Source organism: Vibrio xiamenensis, assembly GCF_900100015.1.
Classification (GTDB): Bacteria; Pseudomonadota; Gammaproteobacteria; order Enterobacterales; family Vibrionaceae; genus Vibrio; species Vibrio xiamenensis.
In genome coordinates this window covers 132,561-149,376 of record NZ_FNDD01000007.1, presented here as the reverse complement: position 1 = coordinate 149,376, position 16,816 = coordinate 132,561, and the positions used below count along the sequence as shown (strand labels likewise).

Genomic DNA, 16,816 nt, shown 5'->3' with positions numbered 1-16,816 from the left:
ATTTGAATCAGCGCTTATTTGGTATGGAACTGCTCACACGCGATCATGGTATTTTCAATCAAGCTGGCAACCGTCATTGGGCCAACGCCACCCGGTACTGGCGTGATAAAGCTAGCGTTCTCTTTGGCTTTGGCGTAATCCACATCGCCCACCAATTTACCCGTATCAAGGCGGTTGATACCGACATCGATCACCACGGCGCCCGGTTTGATCCAGTCACCCGGAATAAAGTTAGGTTTACCCACAGCAACCACAACCAGATCCGCTTGGCGAACGTGCTGTTCAAGATCTTTGGTAAAGCGGTGACACGTGGTGGTGGTGCAACCGGCAAGCAGCAGTTCGAGCGTCATTGGGCGACCAACAATGTTAGAGGCACCAACGATCACCGCGTGCATACCGCGCAAATTGATGTTGTAGCGGTCGAGCAGGGTGATAATGCCTTTTGGCGTACAAGAGCGCAGCTTTGGAATGCGCTGAGCAAGGCGACCGACGTTGTATGGGTGGAAACCATCAACGTCTTTTTCTGGAATAATCTGTTCCAGTACGTGAGTGGTGTCGATGCCCGCAGGCAGTGGCAACTGAACTAAAATGCCGTCGATTTCCTGATCATTATTTAGCTCATCAATCAAATCCAGCAGTTGTTGCTCTGTTGTGGTGGCCGGTAAGTCAAACGACTTAGAGACGAAGCCGACTTCTTCACATGCACGGCGCTTGCTGCCGACATACACTTGTGAAGCTGGATCTTCACCAACTAAAACAACAGCAAGTCCTGGGGCACGCAGCCCTGCGTCAACTCGCGCTTTTACTCGCGCGGCAACTTCCGAACGGACGGTTTGAGAAATAAGCGTTCCATCAATATTTTGAGCAGACATGTGTTTCCTTGAGAAATCGAATGGCCAAATGAATTGTGGCGCATTGTCGCAAAAAAATCACAGAACATCTAGACGCAAACGTTTGCTTTGGGGTGTTTTTATACAGCAATACGATGAATGGGCTTTTTTTAGGCATTCAGAACATAATGTTATAGAAAGCCGTTGATTTAACAATTTGAACTCGTATAATCCTTCCCCTGTAGCGCGCCCTTAGCTCAGCTGGATAGAGCACCTGCCTTCTAAGCAGGTGGTCACAGGTTCGAATCCTGTAGGGCGTGCCATTTATTCTAAAGGCCTGATAAATCTTCGATTTGTCAGGTTTTTTTCGTATTTTCGCCGCACATATTCGTTGCCGCAGGTGAAAAGCCCGAGCGTTAGATGTTGGCACGCATGCCTTTACCGCGTTGTTGACCACGTTGGTTGTCGGTCCACATTTGGTGTTGGTGGGCGGCAAATTCGTCACCAGTCAACACGCCATCTTTATTGACATCCAGAGTTTCAAAACTCACCGCTTTGCTCACGTTACGCATCATACGGCCTTGTTCTGCGCGTTCAGAGATACGTTTTGCATGGGCTTGGCTAAACTCTTGCGGGGTGATTTTTTGATCGCTGTTGCCATCAAATTGGGCAAAAGTTGGCGCTTGCGCGGCGCGCCCCATGTGTTGTGCATTGTTGTTTAAGTTTGCTGCGATAGCGCCGGATGACACGGCAATAGCAAGTACAGCAAGTAGGGTAGATTTAATGTTCATGGCTAAGTCCTCGTTTTTGTCGTTCATGGTTAGCTTAGCCACGCGGGTGTAAAGCAACGTCACCAAACGTAAAGTTAATTAAAGAGCGCGAAATGACATTCATTCACAGCAAAATCGCGCCACTTTACTGCTCACCAACTGAGCAAAGGGGGGTGATGTCAGTCACAAAAGCTGTTAAGATCGCGTCAATTTTGAAAAGTCGCCAACTGGCCACTTTTTGCTTCTTTACCATCCAACTTGGAATTCTCTGTGCTTACAACTGCAAACATCACCATGCAATTTGGCGATAAGCCATTATTTGAAAACATTTCGATTAAATTCGGCAATGGCAACCGCTATGGTCTCATCGGCGCGAACGGCTGTGGCAAATCCACCTTTATGAAAATTCTTGGCAGCGAGCTAGAGCCTTCAGCAGGTTCTGTCTCAACTGACCCGAATGAACGTATGGCGAAATTAGGCCAAGACCAATTTGCGTTCGAAGCGTTTAGCGTTATCGACACCGTGATCATGGGTCACAAAGAGTTGTGGAAGGTAAAAGAAGAGCGCGACCGTATTTATGCTCTGCCTGAGATGTCTGATGAAGATGGCATGCGTGTGGGCGACCTTGAAACCGAATTCGCTGAAATGGACGGTTACTCTGCCGAAGCGCGCGCGGGTGAACTGCTACTTGGCCTTGGCATTCCTGAAGATCAACATTTTGGTCTGATGAGCGAAATTGCTCCGGGTCTTAAACTGCGTGTGTTGCTGGCACAGGTTTTGTTCGCTGAACCAGAAATCATGCTGCTTGACGAACCAACCAACAACTTGGATATGCACACGATTGCTTGGTTAGAGCAAACGCTTTTGGCGCGTAACTGCACCATGATCATCATTTCCCACGACCGTCACTTCCTCAATACCGTGTGTACTCACATGGCGGATTTGGATTACGGTGAACTGCGTCTGTTCCACGGTAACTACGATGAGTACATGGTTGCGGCGGAACAAGCGCGCGATCGTCTGCATGCGGATAACGCGAAGAAGAAAGCGCAGATTGCTGAGCTTCAAACCTTCGTTAGTCGCTTCTCTGCGAATGCATCGAAAGCGAAACAAGCCACCTCACGTCAAAAGCAACTGGATAAGATTCAGCTCGAAGACGTGAAACCGTCTAGCCGTCAGTCGCCATTTATTCGTTTCGACCAAGAGAAAGAGCTGTTTCGTAACGCTCTGATTGTTGAAGGTCTAAAACAAGGTTACGACGACAACATTCTGTTCAACGACGTCAACTTGATGGTTGAAGTGGGTGAGCGCATTGCCATCATCGGTGAAAACGGTATTGGTAAATCCACGCTTTTAAATACTTTGGCTGGCGTGATGGACCCGATGGCGGGCGATATCAAATGGTCAGAAAACAACAACATTGGTTTCTACGCGCAGGATCACGCCCACGAGTTTGCCGAAGACATGAGCCTGATTGACTGGATGGGTCAGTGGAAGAAAGACGGCGACGACGAGCAAACGGTACGCGGCATTCTTGGTCGTATGCTGTTCTCACAAAACGACATCAAAAAGTCGGTTAAAGTGATTTCCGGTGGTGAGCAAGGTCGTATGTTGTTTGGCAAACTGATTATGCAAAAGCCAAACATTTTGCTGATGGACGAACCGACTAACCACATGGATATGGAATCGATCGAAGCACTGAACTTGGCGCTTGAGAACTACAAAGGTACGCTGATGTTTGTTTCTCATGACCGTCAATTTGTATCGTCGATCGCAACACGCATCATTGAAATCACCAAAGATGGCGTCAACGATTTCCACGGTACTTACGATGAGTATCTTGCTAAGCAAGGTTTAATTGGTTAACGCCAAAGTTTGTATACAACAAAGCCACCCTCGCGGTGGCTTTTTTTATGCATAAAATCCCGATTTTATGATTGCCTAGATAACAATCGCTTAGCGTAAGCTTCAATGACTTGGATGAAAGCGTAGTGTTAATTCTTTTGCCTTTGGGGCTTGGCAAACTTTTCATGATATTGAGAAGTGCTACAGTTTAAGTGAGGTATCACATTCACTCTCTATTCATTTGATAAGGGGTTTATATGTTAGGTGAAAATCATTCTTTAGCTCACGAATTTCCAGAGCATTTGGATACAATTAAAGAGCTGAGTCAAAGCGATGACGCTTTCAGTTCCAGTGCCAGTCATTACAATGCATTAGACAAAGAAATTCGTACCTTAGAGCTAAGGGGCGGCCCGATTGACGATCAATCGATGAATCAATTAAAACTTGAACGCGCTGGGCTTAAGGACATGTTGCACCAGCGAATAATACGCGCCAAATAACCGATATCTCATCATTAAGCCGCTGACTCAGCGGCTTTTTACTGTCTATCTCCGAAATCAAGATAGGTCTATTCCGAATTTGTTCTAGTTCTAAGGTTTATCCTTGAACTGCGTTTAGTTTATCAGTAGCTTTAGTCGCTCTAAAAGTAGTTAAGGCGCGGCGCGCCTGAGTTGTTAACTAAGCACTGGAGTAGAATGTGTATAAGATTTTATCGATGACACTGGCCATGGCATTAATGGGCTGTACCCCACTGAGCATGCAATCGGATACCAGCCCAGAACCGGCGCAATGTGTTGGTGTGATGTCTTCCGAAGATGCTTATGGATACCTAGATCCCAGTCATTATACCGTTCAGGTATTGGCTTTAAGCCAAGAGAAAGACGTACAAAATTACATTCGTAACATCGACCCGAAACATCCGGTTTGGGTGAATTGGAAAGCCAGCCGCGGAACACGCTGGTATGCGGTGACGGTTGGTGACTTTGCCACCAAAGACCAAGCCAAATCGGCGATTGCGTCATTGCCGATGACGGTAAAACAGGCTTCGCCTTTTGTGCTGAGCTTTGCGGAAATGAAAAGCAAACAGCAGACCAACGTTGTTCGCATGCGTTAATTCTTTTAAGCCCCAGTTCTGGGGCTTATTACACGCCACTTCAGACGTTTTACATTATTTTTTCTCATACGTTTATTGATGATTTTATGTGTATATCTATTTGTTTAATTATTTAAACAGAGATTGGTTTCGCTTATGAATAATTTTCTTTCATTCATAAGCTTCACAGATTATTAATTTAATAACTCTTTAGTTTATTTTATTCGTTATTGTGTGTTTTATTTTACGTATGATTATGGATTTTAATCCAATTTTTATGGATGTTATCGCTGAGTATTATTATCTTTGTTGATTCGGTAATATTTCTACATAACATTCATTTCTGAATGTAGATGATTTTTGGTTTTAAAATAAAATCAGCTATTTAGGTTTGTTTTTCGATGTTTTCATATTTATTTTAAAACTAGAAATAAATATCACCTCAGTTCTTGTAAGTATGTTTCTTATATTTTCTCCATAATTAACTAATTCCCCTTGGTTTGTTTTTATGAATATTGCTGTATATATGGATAAATTAGCTAATTTTTCTTGAATTAGAAATTCATAACAGTCGCACGCCAAAATAGTCGTTAAAAATACAGTCACTCTACAAATAAATTTTGAAACCCAGAGAGGTGTTCAATGTATAAATATAAACTTTCTGTATTAGAAAAAGTCGGTTTTGGCGCCGGGGATATGGCGGTAAACGTCGTTATCTCTTCGATGATGTTGATCATCACCTTTTTCTATACCGATATTTTCGGTATCCGTGCGCAAGATTTAGCCATGCTGTTTATCGTGGTCCGCCTGATTGATGCGGTCACTGACCCTGTCATGGGCATGCTGACGGATAAGTTTGATACCAAGTGGGGGCGCTACCGTCCTTATCTGCTGTTTTTGTCGATTCCGTTTGGCTTGTCGGTTTACCTCACCTTCAGCACGCCAGATGGGGATTACAACTCAAAATTGGCTTATGCTTACGCCACTTATATTTTGGTGACCATCATGTTTACTGCTGTCACCATTCCGTATATTTCGCTGATAAGCGTCATGACCGACGATCCGAAAGAGCGTTTGTCTGCCAATGGTTACCGCTTGTTCTTTGCGAAAATCGCAGCGTTTCTGGTGACCATTATCGTGCCGCAATTGGCTGCGGCTTGGGGAGACGATGGCATTCAGGCCGGCTATCAATATTCGATGGGCTTAATGGGGCTAATGGGCACATTACTGTTCTTATTCTGCTTCTTTACCACCCGTGAGCGCGTTGCTCACCAAGTTGAGAAAAAGCCGTTTAAACAACAAGTGAAGTTGCTTGTGCAAAATGACCAATGGCTGATCTTATGTGCAGTTTGCGTCACCGGCACTGTGGGCTACGTAATTCGTGGCTCGGTTGGCGCTTACTACGCCAAATACTACTTGGGCGGCGATGCCTCGACCATTTCTGCGTTTCTTGCCACTGGCGTCACAGCTGCTATTTTGGCGATGGTGGCATCGACCTGGATAACCAAACGCTACTGCAAAATTAAGTTATTCCGTTATACCCAAATCGCGGTGCTGATTTTAAGCGCGCTGATGTACCTGTTTGTTGGACGCGATGATTTGGTATTGGCGTTTGTGATGTATTTCCTTATCTCGTTTGTGGTGGATTTGCATGCGCCAGTCTTTTGGTCGGCGATTGCTGAAGCGGTCGATTACGGCGAATTTAAATCTCGCGAGCGGGTTTCTGGCCTTGCATTTGGCGGCATCTCGTTTAGCCAAAAATTTGGTATGGGCATTGCGGGGGCGATTGTGGGCTGGCTACTGACGTTCTTTGATTATGTGCCGAACCAAGAGCAAACCGACACCGCATTGATGGGGATTGCGCTGATGCTGACCATTATTCCAGGCATCTTCCACTTCCTGATGGGCACCTTGATGTTTAAATACAAAGTGACGGATGCTTATTACCACACCATGACCGCGCGCACCATTTTGTCTGATTCCGGTGCTCGTAAACCGAAGGATGCGCCGGAGCAAGGCGATACGCCTGAGCCGGTTATCGTCAAATAACGCTGTTAGCGCTAGAAGAGTGTCGAAATAAAAAAGGTGAGCATCATGCTCACCTTTTGTTTGGCTGTTTACTGAGAGAATAGCGCTTAGTCTGCGCGAATAATACGCTCGTCACTGGCTGAGCTATCAGTCAGTGTGTCTGTTGTGGTGTATGGCGTATCAGAATCAGGGTAGTAATTTTGCAGATACTCGGCAAAAGCATCTTGCTCGGTTCCTGAAGAGGCAAAATCCGCCAGGCCAGGATCGGCGCTCATATTGTCTTCAAGGTAAGTGACGTTGGTGCAGTATGTTTCGCCATCACTGTTGGTGTCTTCGTCACAGTCAAATGGATAATCATCGCCGCCTTCGGCTAAATAGCTCAAGGTCACCATAGTAAAGGTACGTGAGCTATCGCCTTGAATGGTACCGTTGCTGACGACCGTGTCGTCGTAAATGCCGTCACCATCGGTGTCGACCACCACATTGGTCACCCGTTCACCTGCCACGCTGTTACTTAAATCTTGCGCGGTTTTGGTGGCGTCAAACGTAAAGGTCAGCCCGGAAAGTTGCGGGAAGCGACCGCCGCCATAGTTGGATTCATCGTCTGGGTCGATTTCCGAAACGCCGTGTTCAAGAATCTCCTTGAGCTCTGCCGCGCTCACGCTGATGATGCCAAGGGCATTATTAAATGCCAGAGTGGTTTGCAAATCGTATTGGGAAATATCGCCTTGTTCTTTACCCGCGGCAGGGTAGGCAGCCGGTGGATAGTAAACCAAATCCTCAGCGCTGGTGGAGCCTGCTGGGTATTCGGCGTAACCGATGGAAGCGCGAATACCGCCGCCGTTTTTGAGTGAGATTTGCACATCAGAATTCTCAAGCTTGGCATACCATAGGTTGGCATCCGCGGTGAGGTCACCAAGGTTGGTTTCTTCAGAGCGTACTTGCGCCTTCAAGCCATTTAAATACACATCGGTATGACCCACAATATTGCTTTCATCGCTGATGATAATGTCGTTGACCGCGCTAACAATCGCATCAACATCTTGATTGGCGCTGCCACCAAGCTCGGTGACCATGTCGTCGTCACTGATGTAGGTACCACTTTCGTCGGCATCAATGGTATCGGTCAGCAGATGACCGTCTTCATCAAACCCAACCACTAAACGGCCTAAGTATTTGTAATCGCCGTCGACGTTGACCACCGCAACCGATGCACCGTCGGTACCTTCAAACAGCAGCGGATAGTCGTCAGCGGCAGAATCCCCATCCCAAAGCCTGTCAGTACTGTCGGCGAGCAGTGTATTAGAACCGCCAGCCACAATGATATCGACGTCTTTAAGTAAGGTCGCAAGTTGCTTTTCAATCGAAATGGTTTGCATGTGGGCAAGTAGAATCACTTTGTCGATCCCCGTTGCCGTCAGCGCATCGACTTTCTCTTGAATCAAAGTTGCCAGCTCTTCGGTTGAATCATCGGCAGGTAGCACTGTGATATCACCTGTGTCAGTAATCACTTCGTTGGTGGGAGTGGTAGCACCAACAATACCGATTTTTTCACCGTTGACTTCAATGATGGTCGTAGAGGTCAAACTGTTGGGAATGTCGCTGGCAAGTTGGCCATCATCTACCACCAGTGGTGCGGTATTTTCATCATCGCTAAAAATCATGTTGGAGCTTAAGTACGGAAACTGAGTGCCTGGGTAGTCGTAGCTGTAATCGCCTGATGCCGCTTCTGTTGCCACTATGCTGGCGAACTCGGCAGTACCGCCATCAAGGTCGTGGTTACCCACTGCCGAGGCTTGTAACCCCATGGCATTCAGCATTGCAATGTCGGCGCGGCCAACACCGGGTACGCCAATCGCTTGCAATTGCGCCATCGATTCATCGGCGCCGGCCTCATAACGCGAACCCGGAATGTAGTTATCTCCGGAGCTTAAAAACAGGGTGTTGTTTGGGTAGAGCGCGGTCAGCGCGGTCACGTTACTTGCAAAATTGCCTGCGTTGGCGAGCGCATCGGCGTTTGAGCCATCCATATCCGCGACATGCAGTAGCTGCAATGTATAGGCGACTTCACTGCTTGCTTCTTCGCTCGTCTCGTCATCGTCGTCATCGATCACGCACCCACTGAGCATACTGGTTGCAAGTATTGCCGATATCAGCTGTGCCAAATAGCGCTTATTCTGTTTTGCCATCTTCCAAATTCCTAATTTATTTTATTTATTCCGTTTATTCATTGGTGGTTGTTTTTTCACACAAGAATTTGTGTGGATGAATCTTGGCAGTGATAAATTAAAATGATGTGAATTTATTATTATGAATATTTTAATTCATGTTATTGGTAGGATTTATATTTGGTCTATAGTCTTAAAGTTTGTTTTATCAATAGTTTTTTAGCACTTGGGTTTACTATTATTAAATGTAATGGATTGCAGTGTGGGATTATTTAAGTCATTTAAATTCAATAGTTTACATTTTTTGTTTGAATTGAGCGCTTACCAATGCTTACTCATTGTGTTGAAAATAAAATCCAAGCGAAATTTATAAGTATGGAATTATTAATAGTAGTTTTATTTTCCTTGATTTTAAGTTAATCGCTCTAGGTGTTTTTTCTAAATCTTGTTTTATTTTTTCATTCCTGATTCGATATTTTTCTTATGCATGACTCGCCTTATCGTTATCAATAATAAATACATGCCTAGTGAATGGCTTAAGTGGCTTTATTTTGAAAAAAGGCAGGGGCGAGGTAAGCGATCACCTCAAAGAGGCGTTAAATACAGTGATTACTTTGTGTAGTGATTGCTGGGGACTGTGGCAGGGTAGCTTTGAATACAATCAACTAGTTGGCGAGAGAGGAGATAAATTTTTTATCGTTTGACTCACAAAAACACGCCACTGTCATAAAAAATTCACCAAGTTATGAGTTGAGAATCGACGCAATTTTCATCATATTGTCATTATCGTGTAACAAATGTAGGAGCGTCACCATGCAACATCAAGAAATGATTCACCCATCCGAATTTGGCCTTATTAGTCGCATCTGCATTTTTTCACTTGCCGCGATGCTGAGCGTGTTCGCTTTCATTTAAGCCATTTTAACCGACATTTTTATCAAGCCATGTGCACTTATTTGAGTTTATGTGCCGACATATAAATCATAGCGCGGTACATGGCTTTCTCTAGACCCACCTTTCCATTCTGTGTTAGCGTGCTGTCATTGCTCGTTTGTTAATGGAATGTTTATGTCGAGTTGGACATCACTTCGCCTTTCCACCCGTTTTGCTTCGCTTCCCAGTGCTTTCTATTCGCAGGTGTCGCCGACGCCACTAGAAAATAGCCGTTTTATTGCTTGGAATGAACCTTTGGCTTTGCAATTGGGTTTTGCCCCTGAGGCCCATTTAGATGCAGAGATAAAGCAAGCCCTGAGTGGTGACGCGATTGTTTCGCCGTGTCAGCCGCTTGCGATGAAATATGCCGGTCATCAATTTGGAGTGTATAACCCCGATTTGGGTGATGGGCGCGGGTTGTTGCTCGGTGAAATTACCGCGCAAAATGGTGAGGTGTTTGACTTACATATTAAAGGCGCGGGTTTAACGCCTTATTCTCGTATGGGCGATGGGCGCGCGGTTTTACGCTCAACGATTCGAGAATACTTGTGCAGTGAGGCGATGTCAGGGCTTGGGATTGCAACCACTCGCGCGCTTGGCATGTTAGTCAGTGACACGCCTGTCTATCGCGAAAAAACCGAACCGGGCGCGCTGCTTATCCGCGCTGCGACGAGCCACATTCGTTTTGGCCATTTCGAGCACTTTTTTTACACCAATCAGATCGACCATTTAACGTTGCTCGCCGATAAAGTTATTGAGTGGTATTGGCCTGAGCTTAGCAACCAAGCCAAACCTTATGTGGCGATGTTTGAGCGCATTGTTGATAACACCGCATTGATGATTGCGAAGTGGCAAGCGTATGGTTTTGCTCATGGCGTCATGAATACCGACAACATGTCGGTGCTTGGCCAAACATTTGATTACGGGCCGTTTGCGTTTTTGGACGACTACGAGCCGAGTTTTATTTGTAACCACTCAGATTACCAAGGCCGCTATGCGTTTGATCAGCAGCCGCGCGTGGCACTGTGGAATCTCTCTGCGCTGGCGCATGCTTTGTCGCCGCTGATTGAGCATCAAGACCTCGAACAAGCGCTCGCCAACTACGAAACTCTACTTGGCCGCTATTACAGCGCGCAAATGCGCAGCAAACTCGGGCTGGTGTCCGCAGCGCCGCAAGACAGCGAACTGTTCGACGACATGTTTACGCTACTGGCTGACAATCACACCGACTACACGCGCTTTTTCCGCGCTCTATCCAGTGTTGACCAAGATGACACGCAAGCGGTGATTGATTTGTTTATTGATCGCGACCGAGCACGTGCCTGGCTTGAGCGCTACCTAGCACGCGCGGCTTTGGAGCTGAATGGGGCAGGCGAGCTACTCAGTGATGAACAGCGCTGCTTAGCGATGCGAAAAGTGAATCCTAAGTACATTTTGCGTAATTATCTGGCGCAGATTGCCATCGATAAAGCCGAGCAAGGCGACTATTCAGAAGTGCAGCATTTGGCTGCTTTGCTTGCCAATCCATACGATGAACAACCGAGTCATGATGTTTATGCCAACTTGCCGCCAAGCTGGGGTAAGAAGATGGAAATCAGCTGCTCGTCCTAATGCTGAAAATGTGATCTACTCCTGTGTGACATTCAAAATTTATCGATTTATCAATCATCAACTGGCCGCTCTACCGATACACTATGTAAAGAAAATGTGAACATCGGATAGAGCAATGCCACTTCAGAATCGGATTTTAGTCGTCGATGACGATCAGGACATCCGCGAACTGTTAGACGAATACTTAACCAGAGCCGGCTACCAAGTGTCTACTGTCAAAGACGGTGACGGCTTGCTTACCAGCCTTGAAAACCAAGGCTATCCGGCGTTGATCCTGCTTGATGTCATGTTGCCTGGTGATGACGGTTTTGCGCTGTGCCAGCAAGTCCGTCGCCAATCCAATGTGCCGATCATCATGCTCACCGCGGTTTCTGATGAGACCGACCAAATTATCGGCCTTGAAATAGGCGCGGACGATTACATTGCCAAGCCGTTTAATCCGCGTCAGTTGGTGGCACGAATTAAAGCGGTGCTGCGCCGCAGTCAGGTGAATCATGGTGAAACTCAGCCAGCGGTTGCCCAGCACATTGTCTTTGGTGATTGGCGGCTGAACACCATTTCTCATCAGTTAAGTCATTTGGAGCACGGCACGACACTTGATCTGTCCGGCAGTGATTTTACGTTGTTGATGCTATTTTTGAGCCGCCCTAACGAAGTGCTGGATCGCGACACCATTTCATGCGCCACACGCGGGCGCGAAGCGCTGCCATTTGAGCGTGGTATCGACGTTCAATTGAGCCGTTTGCGTCATCGTTTAGGTGACAGTGTCAAATATCCGCAATACATCAAAACGCTGCGTGGCAACGGTTATATGCTGACGGTGCCGGTTAATTACGAGCACCCCTAATGCGCCGTCGTTATCTCTCTTTGTGGGCCAATTCTCTGGTGGCGCGCACACTAGCGCTGACGCTGATCGCCGTTATTGGCGCGCAGGGGATCGCAACGGCGATTTGGTACAGTGAATCAAAACAAAAAGAGCTTGAAGGTATTCGCGCTGCCTCTGCCAGCATGGCGGTGATGTTCGCGTCAACGGTCAACTTCTTTCAAAAGCTGCCGCTCGGTTATCGCCATATTGTCCTTGACCAGATCCGTAACATGGGCGGCACGCGATTTTTCGTGTCGTTTAACCAAGAGCCGCTCTACGTCGACCCCATCGCCGATACACCGCTAAAACGTACCTCGGTTGTGGCCATCAAATCGGTTTTGGCAGACAAACTACCTAAGGCATTGGCGCTGGAGGTGGATTTCTCCAAAGCCGAGAATTTACGCCTACTGCGTAACGACTTGTATCTCAAAGACCTGCCCAAATCTTGGGCGCACCATACTCTAACGCTGGGACCGATAGACCCGCCCGTGCTGGTGGTGCAAATTGAATTGGCGGTTGATGAATGGATCTATATCGCGGCACTGCTGCCTGCGCCGTACATTTCCCTAGATGACAACATCATCGACCGCGAACAAATGCTGTTTTTGCTGTTCTCAACTTCGATTTTGCTGCTGCTGACTTATTTATTGATGCGCCGCCAGGTCAAGCCGCTAAAGAATTTAGCCCGCGCCGCCAATGACATGAGCATGGACATTGACCAACCGCCGCTTAAAGAGCAGGGTGCCAGTGAATTGGTGACGGCGACCCGCGCGTTTAATCGCATGCAGAGTCGAATCCGTCGTTATGTGGCGGATCGTGAGCATCTGTTCTCCGCCATTTCTCATGATTTAAAAACCCCAATCACCCGTTTGCGTCTGCGCTCGGAATTGCTCGACGACAGCAACAAACGCGACAAATTTAATAAAGATCTCGATGATTTGGAAATGATGGTCAAAGGCGCACTGCAGTGTGTTCGCGATACGGATCTGCATGAAAATAATGCCTTTATTGACTTAGTTGCCATGATATCTGCCTTGATTGAGCCTTATAACCAGCGCCAAGTCAGAGTCGAGTTTGAGTTTCAGCCAATTGAGCCGCTGGTGGCGAAACCGCTGGCGATGAAGCGCGTGCTGAGCAATGTCATCGACAATGCGATTAAGTATGGCCAGCACGCGACGATTACGCTCATCGAAAATCAAGATTGGGTTGTGGTGACCATTATCGACCGCGGCCCGGGCATTCCGACCAAACAGTTAGAGCAAGTGTTTGAGCCGTATTTTCGCTTAAGCAACGACGCTCAAGGACACGGTTTGGGGCTGGGGATTTGTCGCAGCATTTTGCACGGACTTGGTGGAGATCTCATTTTAAGCAATTGCCCACAGGGTGGATTACAAGCGCAAATCTTTATTCCGCCTAACCTAGAAGTCTAATGTAACAACATTGTTACTTGTAAGTTACGGTTTGTTGCAGTGCGCCATGGCAGATTGGTTAGACTGTTGAGCGAAAACGTGAAACTTGAGCGTTTAGCGTTCAAGGTCTAATCCAAACCATGGAAGATAATAATGAAAATTAAACAAACGCTATTAACTCTGTCGATATTATCCAGCGCGTTCGCGGCGCAAGCGGGTGAAGTGGAAGTTCTCCACTGGTGGACGGCAGGCGGTGAAGCCAAATCGGCTGCAGTCCTAAAACAGATGCTTGAGCAGCAAGGTCACACTTGGAAAGACTTCGCCGTTGCTGGCGGTGGCGGTGAAAGTGCCATGACGGTACTTAAGACTCGCGCGGTATCGGGTAACCCACCGTCTGCGGCGCAAATCAAAGGTCATGATATTCAGGAGTGGGGCGGCCTTGGCTTTCTGACCAGTCTTGATGATGTTGCGCAGCAAAATCATTGGGATGACATTTTGCCGAAAATGATTGCGGATGTGATGAAGTGGGACGGTGAATACGTCGCCGTGCCGGTCAACGTGCACCGCGTTAACTGGCTGTGGGCCAACCCGGCAGTATTGAAAAAAGCGGGTGTCAGTGTACCCACCACACTGGATGAGTTCTTTGCTGCCGGTGACAAAATCAAAGCGGCGGGCTTTATTCCGTTGGCGCACGGTGGTCAACCTTGGCAAGACGCAACGCTTTTTGAAGCGGTGGCATTAGAGGTCCTTGGCAGCGATGACTACGTAAAAGCATTTGTTGACTTGGATATGGACGTGCTTTCGGGCGATAAAATGGTCAACGTCTTCACCCAATTTAAGAAAATGCACGATTACATCGATGATAACTCGCCGGGTCGTGACTGGAACGTGGCCACTTCAATGGTCATCAACGGCGATGCAGCAATGCAAATCATGGGTGACTGGGCGAAGGGCGAATTTACCGCCGCAGGTAAAGTTCCGGGTCAAGATTACATCTGCGCGCCAGCACCAGGTACGGCCAATCAATTTACTTACAACGTCGATAGCTTTGCGTTCTTTGAGCTGAAAAATGCCGAAAACCAGAAAGCGCAAAAAGCCTTGGCGAAAACCATCCTGTCTAAAGACTTCCAAGAGGTGTTCAACTTAAACAAAGGTTCGATTCCGGTTCGTCTTGATATGGATATGTCTAAATTCGATAGTTGCGCATTGGCATCGATGGACACCTTTAAGAAAACCGCTAAACAGGGTGGGCTAGTGCCGAGTATGGCGCATGGTATGTCGACCACCAGTTATGCACAAGGTGCGATTTACGACGTCGTGACCAACTTCTTCAACGACAAAAACGCCGATCCAAAACAGGCCGCGCAACAACTGGCGAAAGCCGTTAAAGCCGCGATGTAATCTGCTCCAATAACGCCAGAGGGCTGAGTTTGTGGGGAACTCAGCGCCTCTTTTTATTGTTGTCGTTTGTTGTAAGGATTCGTTATGGAGCCGATTGTGAACACCTCCAAATCCAAGTCTGCACCTGCACCCACCTTGGCTGACAGGTTGCAGCGATTTTTACCCAAACTGGTGATGGCACCGACCATGCTGGTGACCGTGGTGTGTATTTACGGATACATTTTTTGGACGGCGGCGCTGTCTTTCACCAACTCGCGCTTTCTGCCCAGTTTTAATTTTGCAGGTTGGGTGCAATACCAGAAACTGATGGAAAACGATCGCTGGATTACCTCGATCACCAACTTGGCCATATTTGGTCTGCTGTTTATGCTGATCGCTTTGGTATTGGGGGTCGGTTTGGCGATTTTACTCGACCAGAATATTCGCCAAGAAGGGGCGATTCGCACCATCTATCTGTACCCAATGGCGCTGTCGTTTATTGTCACTGGCACCGCGTGGAAATGGATATTAAACCCAGGTCTGGGCATTGAGAAATTAATGCATGACTGGGGCTTTAGCCAGTTTCGTTTTGACTGGTTAGTCGATTCTGATATGGCGATATACACCTTAGTGATTGCCGCGGTATGGCAGTCATCTGGATTTATTATGGCGATGTTTCTCGCAGGGCTGCGCGGCATCGATGCTTCGATCATCAAAGCGGCGCAAATCGATGGCGCTAGTTTGCCAACCATCTATTGGAAAATCATTCTTCCTTGTCTCAGACCGGTATTTTTCAGTGCCGTGATCATCACCTCGCACATTGCGATTAAGAGCTTTGACTTAGTCACTGCGATGACCGCAGGTGGCCCAGGCTATTCTTCCGATTTACCAGCGCTATTTATGTATGCCCACTCGTTTACGCGAGGCCAAATCGGCCTTGGCGCAGCGAGCGCAATGATGATGCTGGCAGGAATATTGGCGATTTTGGTGCCGTATTTGTATTCGGAACTGAGGGAGAAAAAATCATGAATGGACGCATGACGCTTTCGCGCGCATTGATTTACGCCGGACTGATTTTCTTCTGTTTGGTTTATTTGATGCCGCTTGTGGTGATGGTGGTAACTTCATTTAAAACGCTGCCAGATATTAAAGCCGGTAACTTGATGAGTTTGCCAAACGAGTGGGTATTCGATGCTTGGCACAAAGCGTGGGACAGTGCCTGTACTGGCGTGAAATGTGAAGGGGTAAAAGGCTATTTCTGGAACTCGTTTCAGATGGTGATACCCGCGGTGCTGATTTCGACGCTACTTGGCGCGTTTAACGGTTACGTGATCACCAAATGGCAATTTCGTGGCTCAAACCTGTTTTTTAGCTTGCTGCTGTTTGGCTGCTTTATTCCGTTTCAGGTGATTTTATTACCGATGGCGGCGGTGCTTGGGCGACTTGGGCTGGCGAACACCACCACCGGACTTGTCGTCGTACACGTGATTTATGGCTTGGCGTTTACCACACTGTTTTTCCGCAATTTCTATATCAGCGTTCCTGATGAGTTGGTGAAAGCGGCCAAACTCGATGGTGCGGGTTTCTTTACCATCTTCTTTAAAATCTTACTGCCGCTTTCAACTCCGATCATCATGGTTACCATCATTTGGCAGTTCACCGCGATTTGGAACGATTTCCTGTTCGGCGTGGTGTATTCCGGTTCGGAGACTCAGCCCATCACCGTGGCGCTCAATAACTTGGTCAATACCAGCACAGGCGTAAAAGAGTACAACGTCGACATGGCCGCTGCGATCATCGCCGGCTTACCGACGTTAGTGGTTTACGTATTGGCAGGTAAGTATTTTGTCCGGGGTTTAACCGCTGGATCAGTCAAAGGATAAT

At 47.3% G+C, this 16,816-nt stretch carries 13 protein-coding genes and 1 tRNA gene; 11 read left to right on the top strand and 3 right to left on the bottom strand.

What is annotated here, in order from left to right; all coding sequences use genetic code 11:
- Nucleotides 1-14: 14 nt before the first annotated feature.
- On the bottom strand, nucleotides 15-872 hold the full coding sequence (gene folD / locus BLS03_RS08035; RefSeq protein ID WP_093271990.1) for a bifunctional methylenetetrahydrofolate dehydrogenase/methenyltetrahydrofolate cyclohydrolase FolD: 858 nt from the start codon (nucleotides 870-872) through the stop codon (nucleotides 15-17).
- 204 nt (nucleotides 873-1,076) lie between these two features.
- Here folD and BLS03_RS08030 point away from each other — a divergent pair.
- Nucleotides 1,077-1,153 (top strand) — tRNA-Arg (locus tag BLS03_RS08030).
- Nucleotides 1,154-1,246: 93 nt separating this feature from the next.
- On the opposite strand, the gene BLS03_RS08025 is transcribed toward BLS03_RS08030, so the two are convergent.
- A complete protein-coding gene (locus BLS03_RS08025; RefSeq protein WP_176765551.1) occupies nucleotides 1,247-1,621 on the bottom strand; it encodes an EF-hand domain-containing protein in 375 nt (124 codons plus the stop codon).
- Nucleotides 1,622-1,870: 249 nt separating this feature from the next.
- Here BLS03_RS08025 and BLS03_RS08020 point away from each other — a divergent pair, with 249 nt between their 5' ends.
- From BLS03_RS08020 to BLS03_RS08005, 4 genes are all read left to right on the top strand, one after another.
- Entirely contained in the window at nucleotides 1,871-3,466 is a 1,596-nt protein-coding gene (locus BLS03_RS08020) for an ABC-F family ATPase (RefSeq protein ID WP_093271985.1), read from the top strand.
- Nucleotides 3,467-3,702: 236 nt separating this feature from the next.
- Entirely contained in the window at nucleotides 3,703-3,945 is a 243-nt protein-coding gene (locus BLS03_RS08015) for an HP1242/YdcH family protein (RefSeq protein ID WP_093271982.1), read from the top strand.
- A 197-nt stretch (nucleotides 3,946-4,142) separates the two neighbouring features.
- Nucleotides 4,143-4,559, top strand: a complete 417-nt coding sequence (locus tag BLS03_RS08010) for an SPOR domain-containing protein (RefSeq protein ID WP_176765550.1) — start codon at nucleotides 4,143-4,145, stop codon at nucleotides 4,557-4,559.
- 621 nt (nucleotides 4,560-5,180) lie between these two features.
- Complete coding sequence (locus tag BLS03_RS08005) at nucleotides 5,181-6,587, top strand: MFS transporter (protein ID WP_093271980.1); 1,407 nt, start codon at nucleotides 5,181-5,183, stop codon at nucleotides 6,585-6,587.
- Between the two features lie 86 nt (nucleotides 6,588-6,673).
- Here the strand turns inward: BLS03_RS08005 and BLS03_RS08000 are convergent, their stop codons facing one another.
- Nucleotides 6,674-8,755, bottom strand: coding sequence for a bifunctional metallophosphatase/5'-nucleotidase (locus tag BLS03_RS08000; RefSeq protein ID WP_093271977.1), 2,082 nt, complete (start codon nucleotides 8,753-8,755; stop codon nucleotides 6,674-6,676).
- Between the two features lie 1,047 nt (nucleotides 8,756-9,802).
- On the opposite strand from BLS03_RS08000, the gene BLS03_RS07995 reads away from it, so the two are divergent.
- The 6 genes from BLS03_RS07995 (at nucleotide 9,803) to BLS03_RS07970 (ending at nucleotide 16,815) form a co-directional block, all read left to right on the top strand.
- On the top strand, nucleotides 9,803-11,278 hold the full coding sequence (locus BLS03_RS07995) for a protein adenylyltransferase SelO (RefSeq protein WP_093271974.1): 1,476 nt from the start codon (nucleotides 9,803-9,805) through the stop codon (nucleotides 11,276-11,278).
- A gap of 115 nt (nucleotides 11,279-11,393) precedes the next feature.
- Nucleotides 11,394-12,125 (top strand): response regulator, encoded by a 732-nt coding sequence (locus tag BLS03_RS07990; RefSeq protein WP_093271971.1) that lies wholly within the window; start codon nucleotides 11,394-11,396, stop codon nucleotides 12,123-12,125.
- A complete protein-coding gene (locus BLS03_RS07985) occupies nucleotides 12,125-13,573 on the top strand; it encodes an ATP-binding protein (protein ID WP_093271969.1) in 1,449 nt (482 codons plus the stop codon). The genes BLS03_RS07990 and BLS03_RS07985 overlap by 1 nt, the downstream gene beginning before the upstream one ends.
- Before the next feature lie 132 nt (nucleotides 13,574-13,705).
- Nucleotides 13,706-14,953 (top strand): ABC transporter substrate-binding protein, encoded by a 1,248-nt coding sequence (locus BLS03_RS07980; protein WP_093271966.1) that lies wholly within the window; start codon nucleotides 13,706-13,708, stop codon nucleotides 14,951-14,953.
- 84 nt (nucleotides 14,954-15,037) lie between these two features.
- Nucleotides 15,038-15,961 carry a carbohydrate ABC transporter permease gene (locus BLS03_RS07975; RefSeq protein WP_093271964.1) on the top strand — a complete coding sequence of 308 codons (924 nt, stop codon included), beginning with the start codon at nucleotides 15,038-15,040 and terminating at the stop codon, nucleotides 15,959-15,961.
- The gene (locus tag BLS03_RS07970; protein ID WP_093271961.1) at nucleotides 15,958-16,815 is read left to right on the top strand and encodes a carbohydrate ABC transporter permease; all 858 of its coding nucleotides are present in this window, start codon (nucleotides 15,958-15,960) and stop codon (nucleotides 16,813-16,815) included. The genes BLS03_RS07975 and BLS03_RS07970 overlap by 4 nt, the downstream gene beginning before the upstream one ends.
- Nucleotide 16,816: the final 1 nt, after the last annotated feature.

What these genes read in the sequence shown, in the direction of transcription:
- BLS03_RS08005 (WP_093271980.1), top strand. Translation starts at nt 5,181, where the DNA reads ATGTATAAATATAAACTTTCTGTATTAGAAAAAGTCGGTTTTGGCGCC.
- BLS03_RS08000 (WP_093271977.1), bottom strand. Translation starts at nt 8,755, where the DNA reads ATGGCAAAACAGAATAAGCGCTATTTGGCACAGCTGATATCGGCAATA.
- BLS03_RS07970 (WP_093271961.1), top strand. Translation starts at nt 15,958, where the DNA reads ATGAATGGACGCATGACGCTTTCGCGCGCATTGATTTACGCCGGACTG.
- BLS03_RS07975 (WP_093271964.1), top strand. Translation starts at nt 15,038, where the DNA reads ATGGAGCCGATTGTGAACACCTCCAAATCCAAGTCTGCACCTGCACCC.
- BLS03_RS08025 (WP_176765551.1), bottom strand. Translation starts at nt 1,621, where the DNA reads ATGAACATTAAATCTACCCTACTTGCTGTACTTGCTATTGCCGTGTCA.
- BLS03_RS08015 (WP_093271982.1), top strand. Translation starts at nt 3,703, where the DNA reads ATGTTAGGTGAAAATCATTCTTTAGCTCACGAATTTCCAGAGCATTTG.
- BLS03_RS07985 (WP_093271969.1), top strand. Translation starts at nt 12,125, where the DNA reads ATGCGCCGTCGTTATCTCTCTTTGTGGGCCAATTCTCTGGTGGCGCGC.
- BLS03_RS07995 (WP_093271974.1), top strand. Translation starts at nt 9,803, where the DNA reads ATGTCGAGTTGGACATCACTTCGCCTTTCCACCCGTTTTGCTTCGCTT.
- BLS03_RS07980 (WP_093271966.1), top strand. Translation starts at nt 13,706, where the DNA reads ATGAAAATTAAACAAACGCTATTAACTCTGTCGATATTATCCAGCGCG.
- folD (WP_093271990.1), bottom strand. Translation starts at nt 872, where the DNA reads ATGTCTGCTCAAAATATTGATGGAACGCTTATTTCTCAAACCGTCCGT.
- BLS03_RS07990 (WP_093271971.1), top strand. Translation starts at nt 11,394, where the DNA reads ATGCCACTTCAGAATCGGATTTTAGTCGTCGATGACGATCAGGACATC.